The sequence below is a fragment of the Bacillus sp. PK3-037 genome (genome assembly GCF_054161355.1).
The window spans coordinates 3,826,393-3,844,831 of sequence record NZ_CP096408.1; the positions used below are offsets into that span (position 1 = coordinate 3,826,393).

At 45.5% G+C, this 18,439-nt stretch carries 20 protein-coding genes, 3 pseudogenes and 1 other annotated feature; of the genes and pseudogenes, 6 read left to right on the plus strand and 17 right to left on the minus strand.

Features of this window, described 5'->3' with window-relative positions:
* Window positions 1-125 precede the first annotated feature (125 nt).
* Window positions 126-502: pseudogene (locus M1D69_RS19630) on the plus strand (RDD family protein).
* A gap of 37 nt (window positions 503-539) precedes the next feature.
* Here the strand turns inward: M1D69_RS19630 and M1D69_RS19635 are convergent.
* Together M1D69_RS19635 and M1D69_RS19640 are read right to left on the minus strand one after the other, a co-directional pair.
* Window positions 540-1,178, minus strand: coding sequence for an esterase/lipase family protein (locus M1D69_RS19635; RefSeq protein WP_044162064.1), 639 nt, complete (start codon window positions 1,176-1,178; stop codon window positions 540-542).
* Window positions 1,179-1,348: 170 nt separating this feature from the next.
* Window positions 1,349-2,482 (minus strand): type II asparaginase, encoded by a 1,134-nt coding sequence (locus tag M1D69_RS19640; protein ID WP_458105117.1) that lies wholly within the window; start codon window positions 2,480-2,482, stop codon window positions 1,349-1,351.
* A 217-nt stretch (window positions 2,483-2,699) separates the two neighbouring features.
* On the opposite strand from M1D69_RS19640, the gene M1D69_RS19645 reads away from it, so the two are divergent.
* Both M1D69_RS19645 and lmr(B) read left to right on the plus strand, forming a co-directional pair.
* Entirely contained in the window at window positions 2,700-3,266 is a 567-nt protein-coding gene (locus M1D69_RS19645; protein ID WP_458105116.1) for a TetR/AcrR family transcriptional regulator, read from the plus strand.
* A gap of 57 nt (window positions 3,267-3,323) precedes the next feature.
* Window positions 3,324-4,770: pseudogene (gene lmr(B), locus M1D69_RS19650) on the plus strand (lincomycin efflux MFS transporter Lmr(B)).
* A 115-nt stretch (window positions 4,771-4,885) separates the two neighbouring features.
* Here the strand turns inward: lmr(B) and M1D69_RS19655 are convergent.
* Window positions 4,886-6,001 (minus strand): aminotransferase class V-fold PLP-dependent enzyme, encoded by a 1,116-nt coding sequence (locus M1D69_RS19655; protein WP_458105115.1) that lies wholly within the window; start codon window positions 5,999-6,001, stop codon window positions 4,886-4,888.
* Window positions 6,002-6,081: 80 nt separating this feature from the next.
* Here M1D69_RS19655 and pcp point away from each other — a divergent pair, with 80 nt between their 5' ends.
* Window positions 6,082-6,729, plus strand: a complete 648-nt coding sequence (gene pcp / locus M1D69_RS19660; RefSeq protein WP_458105114.1) for a pyroglutamyl-peptidase I — start codon at window positions 6,082-6,084, stop codon at window positions 6,727-6,729.
* Here the strand turns inward: pcp and tatC are convergent.
* The 6 genes from tatC to M1D69_RS19690 form a co-directional block, all read right to left on the minus strand.
* On the minus strand, window positions 6,726-7,451 hold the full coding sequence (gene tatC / locus M1D69_RS19665) for a twin-arginine translocase subunit TatC (protein ID WP_458105113.1): 726 nt from the start codon (window positions 7,449-7,451) through the stop codon (window positions 6,726-6,728). The two genes, pcp and tatC, sit on opposite strands and share 4 nt — an antisense overlap.
* 61 nt (window positions 7,452-7,512) lie before the next feature.
* Window positions 7,513-7,725, minus strand: a complete 213-nt coding sequence (gene tatAD, locus M1D69_RS19670; protein ID WP_010332899.1) for a sec-independent protein translocase protein TatAD — start codon at window positions 7,723-7,725, stop codon at window positions 7,513-7,515.
* Window positions 7,726-7,738: 13 nt separating this feature from the next.
* Window positions 7,739-9,490 (minus strand): alkaline phosphatase PhoD, encoded by a 1,752-nt coding sequence (gene phoD / locus M1D69_RS19675; RefSeq protein WP_458105112.1) that lies wholly within the window; start codon window positions 9,488-9,490, stop codon window positions 7,739-7,741.
* 54 nt (window positions 9,491-9,544) lie between these two features.
* Complete coding sequence (locus M1D69_RS19680) at window positions 9,545-9,694, minus strand: hypothetical protein (RefSeq protein ID WP_458106102.1); 150 nt, start codon at window positions 9,692-9,694, stop codon at window positions 9,545-9,547.
* Between the two features lie 78 nt (window positions 9,695-9,772).
* Window positions 9,773-10,504, minus strand: a complete 732-nt coding sequence (locus M1D69_RS19685) for a vWA domain-containing protein (RefSeq protein WP_458105111.1) — start codon at window positions 10,502-10,504, stop codon at window positions 9,773-9,775.
* A 96-nt stretch (window positions 10,505-10,600) separates the two neighbouring features.
* Window positions 10,601-11,029: a cell wall hydrolase gene (locus M1D69_RS19690; RefSeq protein WP_044162074.1), complete on the minus strand. Its 429-nt coding sequence runs from the start codon at window positions 11,027-11,029 to the stop codon at window positions 10,601-10,603.
* A gap of 347 nt (window positions 11,030-11,376) precedes the next feature.
* Between M1D69_RS19690 and M1D69_RS19695 the strand changes: the two genes are divergently transcribed.
* Together M1D69_RS19695 and M1D69_RS19700 are read left to right on the plus strand one after the other, a co-directional pair.
* The gene (locus M1D69_RS19695) at window positions 11,377-11,763 is read left to right on the plus strand and encodes a YndM family protein (protein ID WP_458105110.1); all 387 of its coding nucleotides are present in this window, start codon (window positions 11,377-11,379) and stop codon (window positions 11,761-11,763) included.
* Window positions 11,735-11,797: pseudogene (locus tag M1D69_RS19700) on the plus strand (hypothetical protein); the annotation flags it as partial. The gene M1D69_RS19695 and the pseudogene M1D69_RS19700, both read left to right, overlap by 29 nt.
* Here M1D69_RS19700 and M1D69_RS19705 read toward each other — a convergent pair.
* The 8 genes from M1D69_RS19705 to mphK all read right to left on the minus strand — a co-directional run bounded on the left by M1D69_RS19705 (window position 11,798) and on the right by mphK (window position 18,393).
* Window positions 11,798-12,493 carry an ABC transporter permease gene (locus M1D69_RS19705; protein WP_458105109.1) on the minus strand — a complete coding sequence of 232 codons (696 nt, stop codon included), beginning with the start codon at window positions 12,491-12,493 and terminating at the stop codon, window positions 11,798-11,800.
* A gap of 18 nt (window positions 12,494-12,511) precedes the next feature.
* Complete coding sequence (locus tag M1D69_RS19710; protein WP_458106101.1) at window positions 12,512-13,198, minus strand: ABC transporter permease; 687 nt, start codon at window positions 13,196-13,198, stop codon at window positions 12,512-12,514.
* 17 nt (window positions 13,199-13,215) lie between these two features.
* The gene (locus tag M1D69_RS19715; RefSeq protein WP_458105108.1) at window positions 13,216-14,139 is read right to left on the minus strand and encodes an ABC transporter ATP-binding protein; all 924 of its coding nucleotides are present in this window, start codon (window positions 14,137-14,139) and stop codon (window positions 13,216-13,218) included.
* A gap of 93 nt (window positions 14,140-14,232) precedes the next feature.
* Entirely contained in the window at window positions 14,233-15,168 is a 936-nt protein-coding gene (locus tag M1D69_RS19720; protein ID WP_458105107.1) for an ATP-binding protein, read from the minus strand.
* 1 nt (window position 15,169) lies between these two features.
* The gene (locus tag M1D69_RS19725) at window positions 15,170-15,850 is read right to left on the minus strand and encodes a response regulator transcription factor (protein WP_458106100.1); all 681 of its coding nucleotides are present in this window, start codon (window positions 15,848-15,850) and stop codon (window positions 15,170-15,172) included.
* 98 nt (window positions 15,851-15,948) lie between these two features.
* Complete coding sequence (locus M1D69_RS19730) at window positions 15,949-16,887, minus strand: DMT family transporter (RefSeq protein WP_458105106.1); 939 nt, start codon at window positions 16,885-16,887, stop codon at window positions 15,949-15,951.
* 20 nt (window positions 16,888-16,907) lie between these two features.
* Complete coding sequence (locus tag M1D69_RS19735) at window positions 16,908-17,069, minus strand: tryptophan RNA-binding attenuation protein (RefSeq protein ID WP_458105105.1); 162 nt, start codon at window positions 17,067-17,069, stop codon at window positions 16,908-16,910.
* 94 nt (window positions 17,070-17,163) lie between these two features.
* Window positions 17,164-17,413, minus strand: a binding site (T-box leader).
* Between the two features lie 56 nt (window positions 17,414-17,469).
* Window positions 17,470-18,393, minus strand: a complete 924-nt coding sequence (gene mphK, locus M1D69_RS19740; protein WP_458105104.1) for a macrolide 2'-phosphotransferase MphK — start codon at window positions 18,391-18,393, stop codon at window positions 17,470-17,472.
* Between the last annotated feature and the right edge of the window lie 46 nt (window positions 18,394-18,439).

An 18,439-nucleotide genomic window follows, 5' to 3' on the forward strand; every position in this document is an offset into this window, starting at 1 on the left:
GTAAATTTATCTATGACTTTTTCATTAACTTTTGTGACGTAAGACTTATAACCTATTCCCGCTTTAGGCCCTTCTTTTTTACAATCGTTAGGTGTTTATCTAAAATTTTTAAGGAAGTGTTTATGTTGGAACTAGCTGGTTTTATGCTGCGCGCCTGCGCTCTTGTGCTTGACGTGATCATTGCGGCCGCAGTGATTGTAGCATCCGGATTTATGTTTGGCGACGGGTCCGCTGGCGTCATTGCTGTCGCCATATTGATGCTGCTTGTGTATCCTTTGCTGATGCCGCTGACAAATTGGAAGGTACGCTGGGGAAAAAATCATCGGGCTGCAAATCGTGAGAGATGAAACACACGAGAAAATCTCCCTCAGGCCACGTCCGTTACATGATAGCGTGGGTGCATGTGTTTTCCCGCCTGGTCTATTTAACAGCCGCATTTACGAAGAAAAAACAAACCGTTCATGATATGGCTGTGAAAACGATTGTGCTGAAAGCAGAATAACCTTGAAGAATAGGATTCTTCAAGGTTATGTTTCTCATTAGTTCGTATTTTGTCCGCCGCCGTTCAGTCCTTCTTTAATCAGGCTGTTGACTTGGCTGCTGTACAGAAGGCCGATATGTCCGACACCGTGGATACGAACGTTTTTTGCCCCTTCTAAGTTAGACAGATAGTTCATAACAATCATGTCCGCCGAGCTGTAAATGGACGTATATAAAATCTTTTGATTTGGGTCCGTTCCCGGAAGCGCCTTGTTTGAAACGAGACGGTTCGCGCCGCCAAGCGTTACAACGTTTTCAATTTTATTACCGCCGTCCAGTTTTTTTATGTAATAAAGCGTGTTGGCGCCCCCCATGCTGTGAGCGACAATGTCCACTTTTTTCGCACCGGTTTCATCTAATACCTTTTGCACAAAACGTGATAACACTGGGCCGTTGTTTAAGTTATTGCCTGTCTTGTCCCAAAAATCTACAGCATACAGCTTGTCCCGTGACCAGCCTTGTGATGCCAAATAAGTTTTAATACCGGCAAAGTTAAAAGAAGCTCCGCCAATTCCGTGAACCATCACCACCGGATTATGTTCAGCAGCTTTCGCTGACGGCTGCATCGCAAACATGGATGTAACTGACAGTGCAACAATTGTTACAAGTGCAATGATCTTACCTCTTAAAAGTTTCATAGTTTCCTCCTTTTTTTGTAACAAATTCATAAATTATATTACTTTTACAGATTAATTAAGTAAAGGGTAAATTTGACTTATTTTTAAAGAAATTTTAAGGTTGAGAGAACATTTCAGCTGTTTATGATCCCGAAAATGCAAAAAAAGAAGGCTTTTTCGCCTTCTTCTCTTTAATATTCATTAAAATAGTCTTGGATTTTTTCAGGATCATCTGTTTTGGTGAGCGCGAGCATTAACAATATCCGGGCTTTTTGCGGATTTAAGGAGTTTGATGCCAAAAGCCCGTTTTTCACATAGTCGCCGTTCGGTGTGACGACACCATTTCCCGTACGGGTTGAGCGAACCACTGTGACGCCTTTTTTGACCGCGCTGACTGCTCCTTTTTCGGCTGCGTCAGATAAAGATCCGTTGCCTGATCCTGCGAACACTATGCCTTTTGCTCCGGCTTTCACAGCTGCATCAAACAGATAGCTTCCGTCATTTTGGTAGCCGTACAGAATGTCTACTTGCGGCAGTTTATCAAGGCCGGAAATCGATAACTCGGTATCCTTTGTATGCTTGCGTGTCATTTCATTATGGAAATAAATGTCATTGGCAATCGTGCCGACGTATCCCATTTCTTCTGATTTAAAGGTGTCTGTTGCGGTTGTGTTGGTTTTTGTAACGTACCGTGCTGAAGCAATGCGGTCATTGAGAACGACGAGCGTCCCTTTCCCTTTTGCGTCAGGTGCGCCTGCCACTTTAACTGCGTTGTACAAGTTGGACGGGCCGTCAGCACTGATGGCTGTAGACGGCCTCATTGAACCGGCAACAACAACCGGTTTATCACTTTTCACAATGAGGTTCAGAAAATAAGCCGTTTCTTCTAATGTATCTGTTCCGTGGGTCACGACAATACCGTCAACATCTTCTGAAGAAAGCAGTTTGTTGACTCGTTTTCCGAGCTCCAGCAATGTTTTGTTATCAATGTTTGTGCTTCCGACGTTAACCACTTGCTCGCCGCTGACATTCGCAATGTCCTTCATCTCTGGCACCGCTTCGATCAGAGACTCAACGCCGACGACACCTGCTTTGTATTCAGTTGTAGAGGTTTTTGATTTATCGGCTCCGGCAATCGTACCGCCTGTCGCCAGTATTTTAATATTTGGAAGATCATTTTTTTTGGAAGCAGAAGCTGAAGAAACTTTTTGTGTCTGCGGTTTTTCTTTTGGGGATTCTTTTGCTTCAGGAGATTGTGAGCACCCGATAAAAGCAAGCAATAGTGCGGCAAAAAGGGTCAGTAAGAGGAATCGTTGTGTTTTCATGTTTTTCTCTCCTTTTGTATGGTAACGTCTTTACGCCTTTTCATAATTGAATATTTCATCTGTTCAGTCAAAATGTACGTCAGGTTATCTCTCAGTTTTTTTATATGCTTACTTTATTTTCTTATACAAGTTTCTTTATCTTGACAATAGATGTGGAAATCAAGATAATAGACCAGTCACTATATTTTATAATCGCAATGAGTAAGGTGGGAATGTTATGAGCTATGGAGATTCTCGTGAGAAAATCCTTTCCGCAGCTACCCGGCTTTTTCAGCTGCAGGGGTATTACGGCACGGGACTGAACCAGATTATTAAAGAAAGCGGTGCACCTAAAGGCTCTCTTTACTACCACTTTCCCGGGGGTAAAGAACAGCTGGCCATTGAAGCCGTGAATGAAATGAAGGAATACATCCGCCAGAAAATCACAGATTGCATGGACGTGAGCACCGATCCCGCAGAAAGCATTCAAGCCTTTTTGAAGGAGCTCTCCTGTCAATTCTCATGCACAGAGGACATCGAAGGCCTGCCCGTCGGCTTGCTTGCGGCCGAGACATCATTAAAAAGCGAGCCTTTGCGAAAAGCCTGTGATGAAGCCTACAAAGCGTGGTCCCTTGTGTTTGAAGAAAAATTGCTGCTGTCGGGTTACAGTGAGAGCCATGCCAAGGAATCAAGCATCGTCATTAACGCGATGATTGAAGGCGGCATTCTTTTATCATTAACGGCAAAAGACAGCACACCGCTTCTTCATATCTCCAGCCGCATTCCCGCTCTGTTGAAGAAATAAAAAAAGAGACATACTACTACAAGCTGAGTGAATACATTCAGATGAACGAGAGGAGAAATAGATTTGGAAACAGCAACTAAAGCATCTCAGCAATATAAAGTGATGCCCATTATGATATCTTTGCTGACGGCTGGTTTTATCGGCATGTTCAGTGAAACAGCGCTGAATATCGCGTTAACCGATCTTATGAAGGAATTGAACATTACAGCGGCAACCGTTCAATGGTTAACAACAGGCTATTTGCTTGTGCTCGGTATTCTTGTTCCTGTTTCAGGTCTGCTATTGCAGTGGTTTACAACTAGACAGCTTTTTACTGTGTCACTGATTTTTTCAATCATAGGCACCTTGATTGCGGCGCTTGCGCCTAGCTTCTCATTTTTATTAGCGGCGAGAATCGTTCAGGCGCTTGGAACGGGACTCTTATTACCGCTCATGTTTAATACGATTTTGGTGATTTTCCCGCCCCATAAACGGGGAGCGGCCATGGGAACAATCGGACTTGTCATTATGTTTGCGCCGGCAATCGGCATCGCCTACATTTTCCGGGTTGGTTCTTGAGCACCTTAACTGGCACTGGATTTTCTGGATCTCTCTTCCGTTCCTTGTGCTTGCGCTCATTTTCGGTATCCTGTACATGCAAAATGTGTCTGATATCACAAAACCGAAAATTGATGTCCTGTCTATTATCCTGTCGACGATCGGTTTCGGCGGCATTGTGTTTGGATTCAGCAACGCGGGTGAAGGCTCTGGCGGATGGTCCAGCCCGACTGTGATCGTTTCACTTATTGTCGGTGTTATCGCCCTTATTCTATTTTCAATCCGTCAGCTGACGATGAAGCAGCCGATGATGAACCTGCGTGCATTCAGATACCCGATGTTTATTTTGGGCGTCATTATGGTCTTTATTTGCATGATGGTCATCCTGTCATCCATGCTGCTTCTGCCGATGTATCTGCAAGGCGGCTTAGTCTTAACAGCATTTGCCTCAGGACTTATTCTCTTGCCGGGCGGTATTTTAAACGGATTTATGTCACCTGTCACAGGCCGTCTGTTTGATAAATACGGACCGAAGTGGCTTGTTATTCCGGGATTTTTGATTGTGACTATTGTTCTGTGGCTCTTCTCAAATCTCACGACAGCTTCAACAGCAGTGCTGATTATCGTGCTGCATACCTGCTTGATGATTGGGATCTCCATGATTATGATGCCTGCTCAAACAAACGGTTTAAACCAGCTTCCGCGTGAGTTTTATCCGGACGGCACTGCCATTATGAACACACTTCAGCAAATGGCGGGCGCGATCGGGACAGCTGTTGCGGTCAGCATCATGGCTGCCGGTCAGCATGACTACATGAGCAGCGTAAAAAATCCAGCCGATCCGGCAGTCATTCCGCAAGCATTGACAGCTGGCGTTCAGCATGCGTTTGTCTTTGCGATGATTGTTGCGATTATCGGTTTAATTGCCGCTTTCTTTTTGAAGCGAGTAAAGGTTGATCATCAATAAGAAAACCCCCTGATCTTGAGGTCAGGGGGTTTTCTATACCTATATCGGACAACATACTCAAGCTAGACGCGAGCGGCGCCGAAGGAGGTGAACATCTATTTTTAGGTGATCTCTTTTAACGCGCGGATAAAATCGCAGCCATTTCATCAATCGCATAACGCAGTTCGCCCTTCGTATTATAAAAGTGAGGAGCGAGACGGATGACATTGTCCCGCGGAGCGCAAATCACGTTTTTCTTCTTTAGTAACGCCGCCGTTTCCGATGCCCGTTCATCCCGAATGGAAATCATGCCCGGCTGCTGTCCTGATGGCGCCCCCGCAAGCTTCAGCCCTTTTTCAGCAGCATATTGAAACGCATCGGCACTCACCGCTTTTATATGATCGCGGATACGGGACATTCCGATATGATTCAGCAGCGATAAAGCCGCAGCCGCTGCATACACGCTAATAAAAGCAGGGGTTCCTGTTTGAAAACGCCTCGCGCCTTCTGCATAAGACGACGCCCCAAACCCGTTTTCCCGCCCGAACCAAGCGGATGCTTTGGGCTTCAGCTCGTTCGCCAGCTCTTTTCTCACATAAAGAAACGCCATGCCCGGTATGCCGAGCATATACTTTCTGGTGCCTGCCGCCAGCATATCTATGCCCCATTCTTTCACATCAATAGGAATATGCCCGGCAGATTGATATGCATCCACAAATACCATCGATCCCTTTCTCTTGGCGATGGCAGCGATGGCTTTTATATCCTGAATGCAGCCGTCACGATAATGAACGTGCGGAACACAGGTCAGCACCGTCTCTTCCGTGATATACCTTTCATATTGTTCGAGCGGCAGCTCACTGTCTATTGAAGGGATCACAGATACATTATAATCAGATTGTGCCTGCCAAATATGAGACACCGCCGGGAAATCCATCTCCGTGTATACAACCTGTTTCTTTTGAACAGCAGACAAGGATGATGCCACGGAAATCACCGCATCAGAAACTGACGGCACAATCGCAATCTCTTCCGGCTCAGCCCCTACCAGCCTCGCAAACTCGTTTCTGGCACTCTCTGTCTTTTCAATCGCTTCATTCCAGTTCGTCCCCCTATGCAGCAAGCTGTCATGATAATCTTGTATCGCCTTTGACACCGGCTCTGCCAACGCGCTCTGTGAGCAGCTGGCAAGCATGATGCGGCTCTGCACGGTTGGGAACAGATGTCGGTACTGCTGCGGCAAATGTTCCATTCTGATTCACTCCTTTTTATTATTTTGATGAAAAATCCAGAAATAAACAATAGAATAATAGAAAAAAGGAGATGGTTACCATGAGAAAAAAAGTGCTCTTCACAGGTTTTGACCCTTTTGATCAGGAAACTGTCAATCCATCGTGGGAAGCGGTGAAACAGCTGAATGGCTTTGAAACGGATCAGGTGATCATCGCTTCGGCACAAATTCCGACTGTGTTCAGAACCGCTCTCGACACTTTGCAGCAAGCGATTCATAAACATCAGCCGGACATCGTGATCTGCGTCGGGCAAGCCGGCGGCCGGATGCAGGTGACACCGGAACGGGTCGCGATCAATCTTGCAGACGCGCGTATCCCGGATAATGAAGGAAACCAGCCGATTGATGAAGAGATTTCTCCCGGCGGGCCTGCCGCTTACTGGACAGGGCTTCCGATTAAACGCATTACATCTCAAATGAAGGAAAACGGCATTCCGGCGGCTGTTTCCTTTACGGCCGGCACATTTGTATGCAACTATCTGTTCTACGGGTTAATGGATCACATCCACCGTACGTCTCCGCACATTCACGGCGGGTTTATCCACATTCCGTACATTCCGGAACAAACAATCGACAAAACAGCGCCGAGCCTGAGCCTCGACATGATCGTCAAAGCATTGAGGATCGCCGCTGTTACGGCCGCACAATATGATCAGGATACGAAGTCACCCGGCGGCGCGCTGCACTAAGCGGCGGCCGCTTCACTGGTCAGTCTCTTTTTGTATACAAACGCTGATAGTGTGACGCTCACTTCGAACAGGACAAGCAGCGGAATCATCACGAGAAAATCAGAAATAAAATCTGGCGGGGTAATCAATATGGACACCACGATCAGCAGAAAATAGGACAGCTTTCTCGCTTTGGCCAGCCGGTATGGATTTAAGATGCCTAACCTTGTCAAAAACATCACCACAAGGGGCATTTCAAACAGAAAACCGAACGGCAAGCTCAAATTCACCATAAACCTGAAATAGCGGTCGGCGGTAAACATCGTTTCAAAATGGTCGGCAGACAAATGGGTCAAAAAGCCGAGAACGATCGGAAACAACACAAAATATCCGAACGAGATGCCGGCCAGAAACAGGGCGAATAATCCCGGTATGTACATCAGTGTCACGTTGCGTTCCGTTTTTGTCAGCGCCGGCGCTACAAAACGCCAAAGCTGATAGGCGGCAACGGGGATGGAAGCGGCAATCGCACAAATGCCGGCAAGCATCATATATACCCAGAGAATTTCACTCGGTCCGAGAACAGCTAGCTTCCCGTCAAAATCTCTGATCAGCCAATCATAAATGTCCTCCACAAACAAAAAAGCCGTAATTAAAAACAGAAGAAAAGCCGCAAGTGTGAAGATGATCCGACGGCGAAGCTCTTCTAAATGTCCGATCAGATGAGTTTCTTTTTTATCCATTCAAAAAAGGCCTCCCTTTCATGAGAAAAAGAGGCAGACCATGCGTCTGCCTCATCAGCACTCAGCCTGCGTTTTTGTCCTGCTTCACCGCTGACAGCTCAGCTGATTTTTCTTCTTTTTCATCACCAGACACAAGTGATTTTGTGGCGCTTTTGAATTCCAGCAGAGTCCGACCGGCGGCTCGCCCGATTTCCGGAAGCTTTGAAGGGCCAAAAATAATGAGGGCGATGACAAAGATCAGAATCAAGCCTGGTATTCCAATGTTTGAAAACATTATGTTTCACTCCTTAATGCGTAATTTTTGCCCGTTTTTTGATCATTTGTTTTTCATGGGCTTTGTTGTGCTCAAAGAAACGATCCTCTTCGACTTCATTGGATTGTTTCACTCCGCCTTGAACCATTGTCGAGGATACCTTTCTCAATCCGGTTTGGTCTTTTTGATAGACAAATGAAGCCCGTGTGGAAATGGCTGCTCCCGGCTCTGTCACAAATGGCATTACCCGATAATCAGCTTTCCACTGGTGAGGCGTTACTGTACAGCGGACATATCCGCGGTAATCGTTAAAGAACTTGATATGTGGATTTTCCTTTAAAATTTGATCGGTATCCGCCCGCTTATCCGCTCCGTTTCCTCCGGATGTGATGGAAGTGCCGACAAATTCAGCCCCGAAAATTTTTGAGCTTGTTTTATTAAAATCGACATGCAGATTCGATGCCCAGCTTGCGTGTACATCTCCTGTCAGCACGACAACATTGTTTAAATTTTTGCTGTTAATGTAATTGACGACCCGTTCGCGCTGAGCCGGATAACCGTCCCATGAATCCATACTGTAGATCGGGCTTGAGCTTGTCCCGAAATTCCACTTCGCAAAGAAGATTTGCTGTGCCAGCACATTCCAATATGCAGTCGAGCTGCTCAAATTGTTAAAAAGCCACTGCTCCTGTTCTTTTCCTAACAAGGTCCGATTCGGATTGAGCGATTCATCAGAAGGCGGCTTATTGCCGTCGTTATTGGCTTGGTCATCTCTGTACTGGCGTGTATCCAGCACATTAAATGATGCCAGATTTCCATACGTAAAGTGGCGGTACAGCTGCATATCCGGACCATTCGGCAGAGAGGAGATACGGAGCGGCATATGTTCATAGTACGCCTGATATGCTGCCGCGCGGCGGAGCACGAATGCTTCAACCGACTGTCCTTTTTCCGGTATTTTATTGGCATAGTTGTTTTCGACTTCATGGTCATCCCATGTTACAACCCAAGGGAACGCCGCATGTGCAGCTTTCAAATTGGCGTCAGAACGGTATTGGGCATGACGGTTCCGATAGTCTTGCAGCGTGATGATTTCCGCGCTGCTATGCGTGCGGACATTGCCTGTTTTTGATACATATTCATTTGGGCCGTATTCATATATGTAATCACCGAGATGGAAGACAAGATCAAGCTTTTCCTTCGCCATATGCTTGTAGGCTGTATAATAGCCATGCTCATATTGCTGGCAGGAAGCGAAGGCAAAGGTCATTTTCGGCACATTGGCACCTGGGGCCGGCAGTGTTTTTGTTTTACCGACAGGGCTTAGTTCATGCCCGGTTTTGAAACGGTAATAGTACACTTTGTTCGGCTCAAGCCCGTCCGCTTCCACGTGGACAGAATGGGCGAGACTCGGTTTGGCCATTTCAGTGCCCTTTCTCACGATCTTGCGGAAATGCTCATCCTTTGCGACTTCCCATTTGACTGGAACCGCCTTGTTCGGCATTCCTCCGCCGTTCAGCGGATCTGGCGCCAGACGTGTCCAGAGTACGACACTGTCAGAAAGCGGATCACCTGACGCTACCCCTAATGTAAACGGATAGCTTGAGAATTTAGGCGCAGCATTTACTTCAAAGGCCCCAACCGACTGGGCAATCGTTAATCCAAGAGAAAGTCCTGCAATCTTCCCCGCTCCTTGAATAAATTTGCGGCGGTCAAACGTATTATTCTGAAAACTTTCGTCTTTCAATTTCTTTACCCATTCGTCAAAACGACTGTCATATGCCATTCCAGATCCCCTCTCTTCTCATTGATCGCTTTCATTATAGAAAACGATTGTTAATTAGCTGTGAAGAAGTATGAACGGATTGTAAGCACTGAACATGGGAAACAGGACTTCCTTCACAGCCCTTTCGCCGAAACATGCCGACAGCTGGCAAAACGGCGTATTTTCTGCAAATCCTGTCGTTTGCAAGCTGCCCTTTTTACCTATTTTTCTTCACATGATCTTAAAAAAACAAAAACACCGAGCGATTTTGCAGAATCACTCAGTGTTCGGGAAGGCTGTCTGTTATTTAGAAAACAATCTGCTGAAAAAGCCCTTTCTTTCCGGTTTTGCAGCAGCAGGCTCTTGTTCTATTAAAATTCCTTTTTCCTTCACTTCTTTCAGCCAAAATGGAAATTCAGTAAGCAATGCATCATAAAGCTCATCATCAGAGATGCGTTCAATGTCTTCGATATGCAGGAAGTTTGCGTTATCAACAACACGTCCTTCTAGCGTATCCAGTTTATGAAGAAAATCGAAGTTGCCGTTACCGATGCCGACAAACTGCCAAAACACCGGTTTATCAGAGGCCGCTTCAATAATGGGTTTGATCGTTTTTTTACACCCGCCATCATTAATAAAAACGATAAAAGCGGGATATGAACTCGGTTCTTCCACAACATATTTATGTAATACATCTTTCATGACCGGCGGCTCATCATTTCTCCCGAATTTATGCAAGAGTTCATTATTCAAAATTTCGCGATCAACATAGCCTGAAAAATCGATTTCAGAGACTGGCTTTAACCGGGAGAATTCATTATCATAAACCCATACATCAAGCAGGCCGTTATCATCAAACTGATCAGCCACAGCCAAAATCCGCTCCACCGCTTTTTGAACCGTTCCGTTTTTATACAGCGTTCTCATTGAACCGGTAATATCCAGCACCAGCCCGACACGAGCCGTCACCTTGGTTAACTGTTTTTTCTCCAGTACGATTTTTACGCTCTTCTTTTGCAGGTCAATTGTCGCCATCTTTGTCATCTCCTGTAGTTCTTTTCTACGATTATCTCACAGAAATATTTTCCAATAAAGAAAAAACACCGTTCAAATGCGAACGGCGTCCTGCCCCTAAAAAGTGTTATATACGTTTTCACATGTTTCGGCCGTCGGCTGATAAAAACAATGTGATTTGAATCTGGCCACAAACGGCTGGTTATACCAGGTCGGCGGGCAGTTTCCTTCCGGCTTGAAATACCACAAGCTGAATTTTGCCGGCCAGAACCTCTCCCCGTTTATCGTCCGGCGCGCCAAGGCCCGCTCGCTTTCCCGCGGTCTTTGATAAAAGTACCCATGGGTTACCGCTTCAAACGCATGCGGCTGAAAAATCATCTGCCTGATGGTGCGGAGGCCTTTAAAATCAGAGCAATTGGCCCTCAGCCGATTAATCCCAACATTTCCGACAAGCAGCATCCCCTGCTTTCCTTCACCTTCCGCTTCCGCTCTGAGCAGCCGTGCCATCAAGTTGACATCAGCGCTTGTTGCTCTCACAACCGCCATCACGTCACCTCCCCTTTTTCTCCTTTCATCATATTGCAATACCCAAAGAGTGATGACGGAGGGACAGGAGAAGTTTTAAAATTTATTCTCCCGGTACTGTCACAAACCATAAAGATCGGTAATTGCAGAAGAAAAGTGGACATCTGGCCGTCAAGGAAATCTAATGTAAAATCCCGGATTCCACGGGCATGGCAGATGCAGATTCCCCCCCCCGATCCATAACAGTTCTTCAGCCTTTTTCCACCCGTAGCCGAAAACGCTTTGTACAGAACACAAAGTAATGTTTAACTTTCCGTATTTGAGGAATCATACATAACATATCAGATAAAAGAAGGAGGAACCTTATCATGACACATGTGAAAGCGCTCGCGATTAAAGGTATTATGACGATTATTGTTTTGTATTTGGTGCTGGGTCTTGGCTTTGGTTTCACGTTTGGTGATACGCTGCTGATGACGGTTGTGTTAGGGATCATTTCTTATTTGCTTGGAGACCTTTATGTATTGCCCCGATGGAACAATATGATCGCCACTTTGGCTGATTTCGGTTTGGCATTTCTCGTAATTTGGCTGATGGGCATGCCGCTTTCTATGGGGATGACTGGCGGAGAAATTGCGCTGGCGGCTCTATTTGGAGCAATCGCCATGGCCATCGGTGAATATTGCTTCCATTTCTATATGATGAGCAAAGAAATTGGCAAAAAGCATTATCTTGAAACAAGAACAGATTCATAATCAAAAGGCCGGTGCTGACAGCATCGGCCTTCTATCATAAAGCATCTTCCCGGTCTATGTTTCGGACAGACCAAATCGCTATCAAGATGCCGATCGCACCTAAAGAAAGCGGAATGTAGATAATCGTTGCCAGCGATAACTCGGGGCTTTGCTGGCTGATCAGTATCGTCAATATAACCGATGAAATGATAGCAGCCGGAACAGAGCGTTTCCTCATCCCAAAATATAAAGGAATAAAACTCAAGCACGCAGCCGAAGCGGCATATATCGCCATACTGCCGACCTCCCGCCCGATAGTCTGGACTGATAACATAGCAGGTGTAAGTTGATAATATTGATTGATTTGCGCAAAGATGAATGCAAGCGCAAGTTCAGACACCATAATGGTGATAAACGTCAGTCCGCCTGTAATCAGCAGCTTGGCAGCAATCAGTTTTTTCCGGCTGATGGGATATGTAAACATGACGGTAATCGTTTTATTTTTGTACTCGCTAATAATCAATTTGGCAATCAGCACACTGGCGAAAACAACAAATACAGATCTTACAAACGTTCCAAGCAAAAATAGCGTGGATGCCGCATCAGTCATCATCTCGGGCTGCGGGAGTTTTTTTTCTTCTGATGCGATCAAGCACATAAATCCGAGAATACATAGATTTGTAATAACGGCGCCTCTGTAATACCTGCCTAATTTCATTTTTTTCAATTCAAGTTTCATTAAATTCAACATGTTATTTCAACTCCGTATTTAAGCATCTTGCCAGTCTGCTTTCCTGACTGCCATGTATGAAAAAAACAAACCGACAGCAGCTAGAGATAATGGAATATATACAATGGAAGAAATGGACAGGCCAGGGCTTGTTGAGCTCATCAGCATGACGAGCACGACAGATGAAATGATGGTTGCCGAGACAGAGTGCTTACGCATCCCAAAAAAGATGGGAACTAAACTGGTGCCAGCGGCGCCAAAAGCGAAAACCGCCATTTTTACCGAATGCTGAGAAATGACATCGGCGCTCAATTCTCCCGGAATGACATGGTAGATCGAGTTCAGCATATAGAAAGCGGCTGCTACGAACGCATTTGAGACTAAAATGGTGATAAACGTCAGCCCGCCTGAGATGCTAAGCTTAGCAGCGAGCAGTTTTTTCCGGCTGATCGGGTACGTGAACATCACTTGAATCGTTTTGTTTTTATATTCCGATATGACTAATTTGGCGATCAGTACTGCGCCAAAAACGATAAACACCGCTCTGACAAAAGTGCCAATGACGAGAAATGCTTCATCCATGCTTTGGAGCGATTCAGTGCCCTCCGCTTTTTCTGTGTAACTGACCAACCACATAAAGCCAAGGATAATCAGGTTAGCAATGATGACTCCTCTCACATACCATCCCATCTTCATTTTCCTTAATTCGATTCTGATCAAATTCAGCAACGGTCTCGCCTCCTTTACGCACTGATGTGATTGCCGTTGATCAAGCTGATGAAGTAGTCCTCAAGTGACGTATACTTTTTATTCATTGATTCAATGTCTACATCATTTAAAATCAGCGCTTTTGATATGGCACCCTGTGATTGTTGAGCATCATAAATACGAATGGTTTTATCATTTAAGATTTTAAAGTTGGCAATGTGAAGTTCTTTCTCAAGCACAAAGCAGGCTTTTGTCTGATTCGATGTAACGAGTTCGATGTATTCTGTGTTATGCCCCCTTACATCTTCCATCGACACCTCTTCCAGCAGCCTGCCGTCACGAATGACGCCGATTGTGTCCGCAATTTGTTCGATTTCACTCAGCATATGGCTGGAGATCAGCAGTGTCATTCCGTACTCTTTGCTTAATACTTGAAATAAGTTTCTGATCTTTTTAATGCCGACAGGATCAAGGCCGTTTACCGGCTCATCCAATATAAGCAGATCAGGTTTGGTGAGGATGGCGCGCGCTATGCCGAGGCGCTGCTTCATTCCAAGTGAAAATGTTTTGACGGGTTTCTTGTCGATCTGTTTTAAATTCACCATATTGAGCACTTCTTGAATGGCTTTTTTATTGTGATATCCCATGTATGCACAATGCAGCTCTAAATTTTCGATAGCCGTCAGGTTTTCATAGAAAATCGGATATTCAATCATGCTGCCGATCTTGCCGAGCACCTCATATGATGTATGGGTGAGATTGTTTCCGAGGATATTGATTTCACCGCTTGTCGGTTTTACAAGACTTGTCAGCATTTTCATGATGGTTGTTTTCCCCGCTCCGTTCGGGCCGAGAAAGCCGTAAATTTCACCTTTTTTGATATGCATGCTGACATCTGATACGACTTCTTTGCCTTGAAACGTTTTGGTCAGTCCGTTTGTTTGTACGATGTAAGTCAACGTTGTTGCTCCTTTCCTCTTTTTCCTGTTTTCTATTGTAGCGGCGGGCCCTGTCATTTTTATTTCTTCATTCTTAAGAAATTCTTACGATTGTTAATAGGTCATTCGTTTTAATGTAATCGTAAACGCTGTCCGTTCATACGGCTTGCTTTGAAGAGAGATAGAGCCCCCCATTTTTTCCACTAGCCTTTTCGTGATCGTCAAACCGAGACCGCTCCCTTGGAATGCTTTGTTTCTTGATTCTTCAAGTGTGTACAGCCTCTCAAATACCCGCTGCTGGTCTGTTTCACTGATTCCTTTTCCGCGGTCCCATACGGAGATGGCAATGCTTGTCTCGTCATAAGAAAGTGATAATCCGATAAACTTGCCAACCTCGCCATATTGAATCGCGTTGGATAATAAATTTTGCAGGATACGGTCCAGCGCCTCTTCATTTGCATGCGCGTATACCGGCGTATCCGGAATATCAATCTCCGCGTTAAAACCTTTTGCCTGAACGGCATCATAATAATGCAGGATATTTCGTTTGCATACTTCGTTGATATGTATTTTTGTGATCGGGATTTGTTTGTCTTCAGATTCCAATTTGGCTAAATCAAAAAAAGAGTGGATCATTTGGATGAGTTCATTTGTTTTTTGGTGCAGCTTCTCAAGCAGTCTTTCCCGCTCGCTGTCCGGCATATCCCGGTCACTTTGGATGGCTTCGATATAACCGAGAATGACCGTCAGAGGTGTTTTGAGATCGTGTGACATATTGGTCAGCATCCGTCTCATGGATTGCTCTGTTTTTGCAAACCGGGCGTTGATATGCTGATGGTCCTCAGCGAGCAGATTGATGTTGACGAGCAGGTCCCTGAGCGCACGGTCATCTGTATGAAGTAAAACCTGATCGGCCGATTCGTTGTCAAGCATGGCGCTAAGCTTTTCTGCCGTATACGTCAAATTCCTGTCCCGGTTCTTTTTCATCATATATTGAATGACATTCAGACACGCCAAAGCGATGATAGCAGCAATTGTTAATACTGCCATTCTAAAACTCTCCCCATTTATAGCCGATGCCCCATAATGTTTTGATATATTGAGGTGACGATGGATCATCTTCAATCTTTTCTCTCAGCCGCCTCATATGTACATTAATGATGTTTTGGTCGCCAAAGTACTCCTCATTCCATACGGAACGATAGATTTGTTCTTTCGTAAACACCTTTTTAGGATTTGCTGCAAATAGTGTCAGCAGCTGCCATTCGGTTGACGTCAGCTGAAGCGGTTCGCCGTTTTTCTGAACGGATACATTGTCTATATCGATCGTAAGCTGGTGAACACGAATCACCTGATGTTCAGCCGATTCACTCGATGAATATTGCGTCGCCCTCCTTATCGCTGCTTTGACTCTGGCTGTCAGTTCAATCATCGAAAACGGTTTGGCGATATAATCATCCGCCCCGAATCCCAGCCCCAGTGCTTTATCAACATCTCCGTCTTTTGCTGAAATCATTAAAACAGGAATCTTGCTTTTTTCCCGAATGATTTTTAAAACATCCATTCCATTCAGCTCCGGAAGCATAATATCAAGCAGAATGAGGTCGTACGGCTGCTCTTGAAACCTCCGAATGCCCTCTTCACCGTCGAAAGCATGCACGATTTCAAAGCCTTCTTTTGTTAAATAATGGTCCACCATTTCACTGATGGAATGGTCATCCTCCACAAGCAATATGCGCTGCATCCTCTCACCTAACCTTTTTCATAGTCAAAAAAACACACATGTCATTACGCTTATTGTAATTGAAAAACATGTGTGTTTTACAAAATTTATTCTTTTTTTCCTGTTTTCAGCTTTCTATATTCCATGCCCGTTATGACAATAAATACAGCTGCGCATCCAATGGTTTGAGTAAACTGGAGCCGTTCACCGAGAAATAAGGCTCCAAAGAAAATTGTCAGAACGGGCCCTGCCATTGAAATAGTGGCAGCTCGCAGTGCCCCGATTCGTTTTATGCCCTCAAGCATCAGCACAAATGGAATCACAGTAGAGACGATTGCGATGAACACAAACAAACCGTACACAGCAAGCGGATATGCTGTCATTGGCGGATTCATGCCGATCGCCGCCTTGATGCCTGTGTAAAGCATCATGGCCGCTCCGGCTGCTGTCATCCCGTAAGCATTGAGTCGGATGCCGCCGATTTGATGGACGAGACGCCCGGAAAGGACAAGATAACCAGCATAAACGGCCGAGGATAACAAAATGAATACAGATCCAATCATATTCGCCTGAAAAAGCTCAGCATTCCAGCCGCCGAGCGCAAAGAAAAAGCCGATCATGACCATCAGCACTGCGAAAAGGTCTTGGATGGAAACCATTTTCCGGTCACGACACGCGTTGAATCCGATCATAAACACCGGATAGCTCATCAGCAAAATACGCTCAACCATCGCGGATACATGGTTCAGCCCGATAAAATCAAACAAGGGAGACAGAAAAAAACAAAACACTCCCGCGACACACGCCCTCCATAGATCCCCTTTTTTCATACCGTCTGGGATTGGCGGTCGGTATAACAAATAAATCAGCCAAAACAGCGGAACAGCAAACAGCTGCCTGTATAACAATACCGCGTCTGGCTCAGCACCCATTTCATATGCGCATTTAATCCAAATCGACTTAGATGCAAAACAAACCGTTCCGACCAGCAAAAAAACCGTCCCTGCCGATGCCTTGCGAATCTCACTCTGCTCTTCTAATCTCATCTCAGCTCAGCTTTTCTCCTTTACTTGTTCATATGTTTTTGGATAAAATCCAAAAGCGTATTTCCTTGCGCGGTAAGAATGACGCCCTTCCCGCTGCATGCCGGACAAGGTTTGCCTTCTATTTCTCCGGATCTTTCACAATGCGGACAAGCAACCTCCAGATCATCAGTTGCGATCACCATTTGAATTCCTCCTTTCCCATTGATTAAACATGGACCACCAGCCTTCTTCCATCGGCCGTCACCTCCTTTAAGAAACACAAAAACCCCCGTCCTATCAAAGGACGAGGGTCTCGCGGTACCACCTTTATTAACAGCTAAAAAGCCATTCACTCATCAGTATAGAAAACATCCGTTTCGATACTCCTCTCTTGGTAACGGGGAGAGCATCCCGGCATTGCCTACTATCTATTCAGCAAAGCAATTCAGAAGCCCATTCGGCATCAGGGGAGGATCGGTTCACACCTGCCACCGACTCTCTGAACCCCGCTCACTGATGCTTACTTGCTCTTCCTCACAATTGTTAATCCGTTCTTTCGTTTGTAAAATTTATAATACTCCGTCAATTTACAGAAGTCAATTCTTAATCCATTTTAGATTCGCCAAGTGCTTCCAAAGCCATATTTACGTGCTCCTCCTGCTGTGTCTGAAGAGCGAACTTGGCAATTTCCAGCGGATACGCCGCCCGCATCTCTGAGATGTGATCCTGCATTTTTGACCATACACGGCCGCCTGCTTGATCATAGCATTCAAGCAAACGGGCTGTTTCTTTTTCTCCGAAAATCATGTGGTAAAAGACAAAATCCTTGGCTGGATCGGCGACTTTCGCTTCTGTCCAATCCAGCAGGCCTGTGACGTGTTCGTTTTGATCAATAAGGATATGCGGCGGATGGAGATCGCCGTGTATCAGCGCGGAGAAAGCGGGCCAGTATGCATCATCATTGATCCACGTTTGCCATCTTTCCCAAAGCTGCTTAGATACGCCAAACTTATTCTTCACATCAGCCATAGATTCAGCTGTCATTTTCCTGAAATCTTCTGGCATCACCCCTTCTATTCCGGATTGGCCGGCAGATGTTTGATTCATGCCATGTAATTCTGCCAGTATTTCGGCAAGTGTATGAACAAAATCGTCTGACGGCGGCTGATGACTCATATTCCATACATACTGTTTCTGTTCCAAATCAATCCCAGCAGCAGGCGTTCCGCTAAGCTTCGGGTAAGCGATCAATTCCGGCGTATGAATTTTCCAATCCGGCACATCAGCTGTGAGGTTCGCGCGGAGAAAGGCAAGTGTTCTGCCTTCTGAAGCTGCTCTTTCAACTACATCGCTTCGCCGCGGTTTTCGCAGCACCCATGGCATACCTGTATCGTCCTCGGCGAATACAACTTGAAAATCCATTCCTGTTTCATTCAATTGAGCGTTATCACAGTGAACCGTCAAACCTTGATTGCGTGCAAGCGCGACAATCTCAGTGATTAGCTGCCTTTCGTTCGGGTTTGTCATCTCTTTTCCCCTTTCACATATTCCGCCTGTCGTTAGAGAGAAGGGA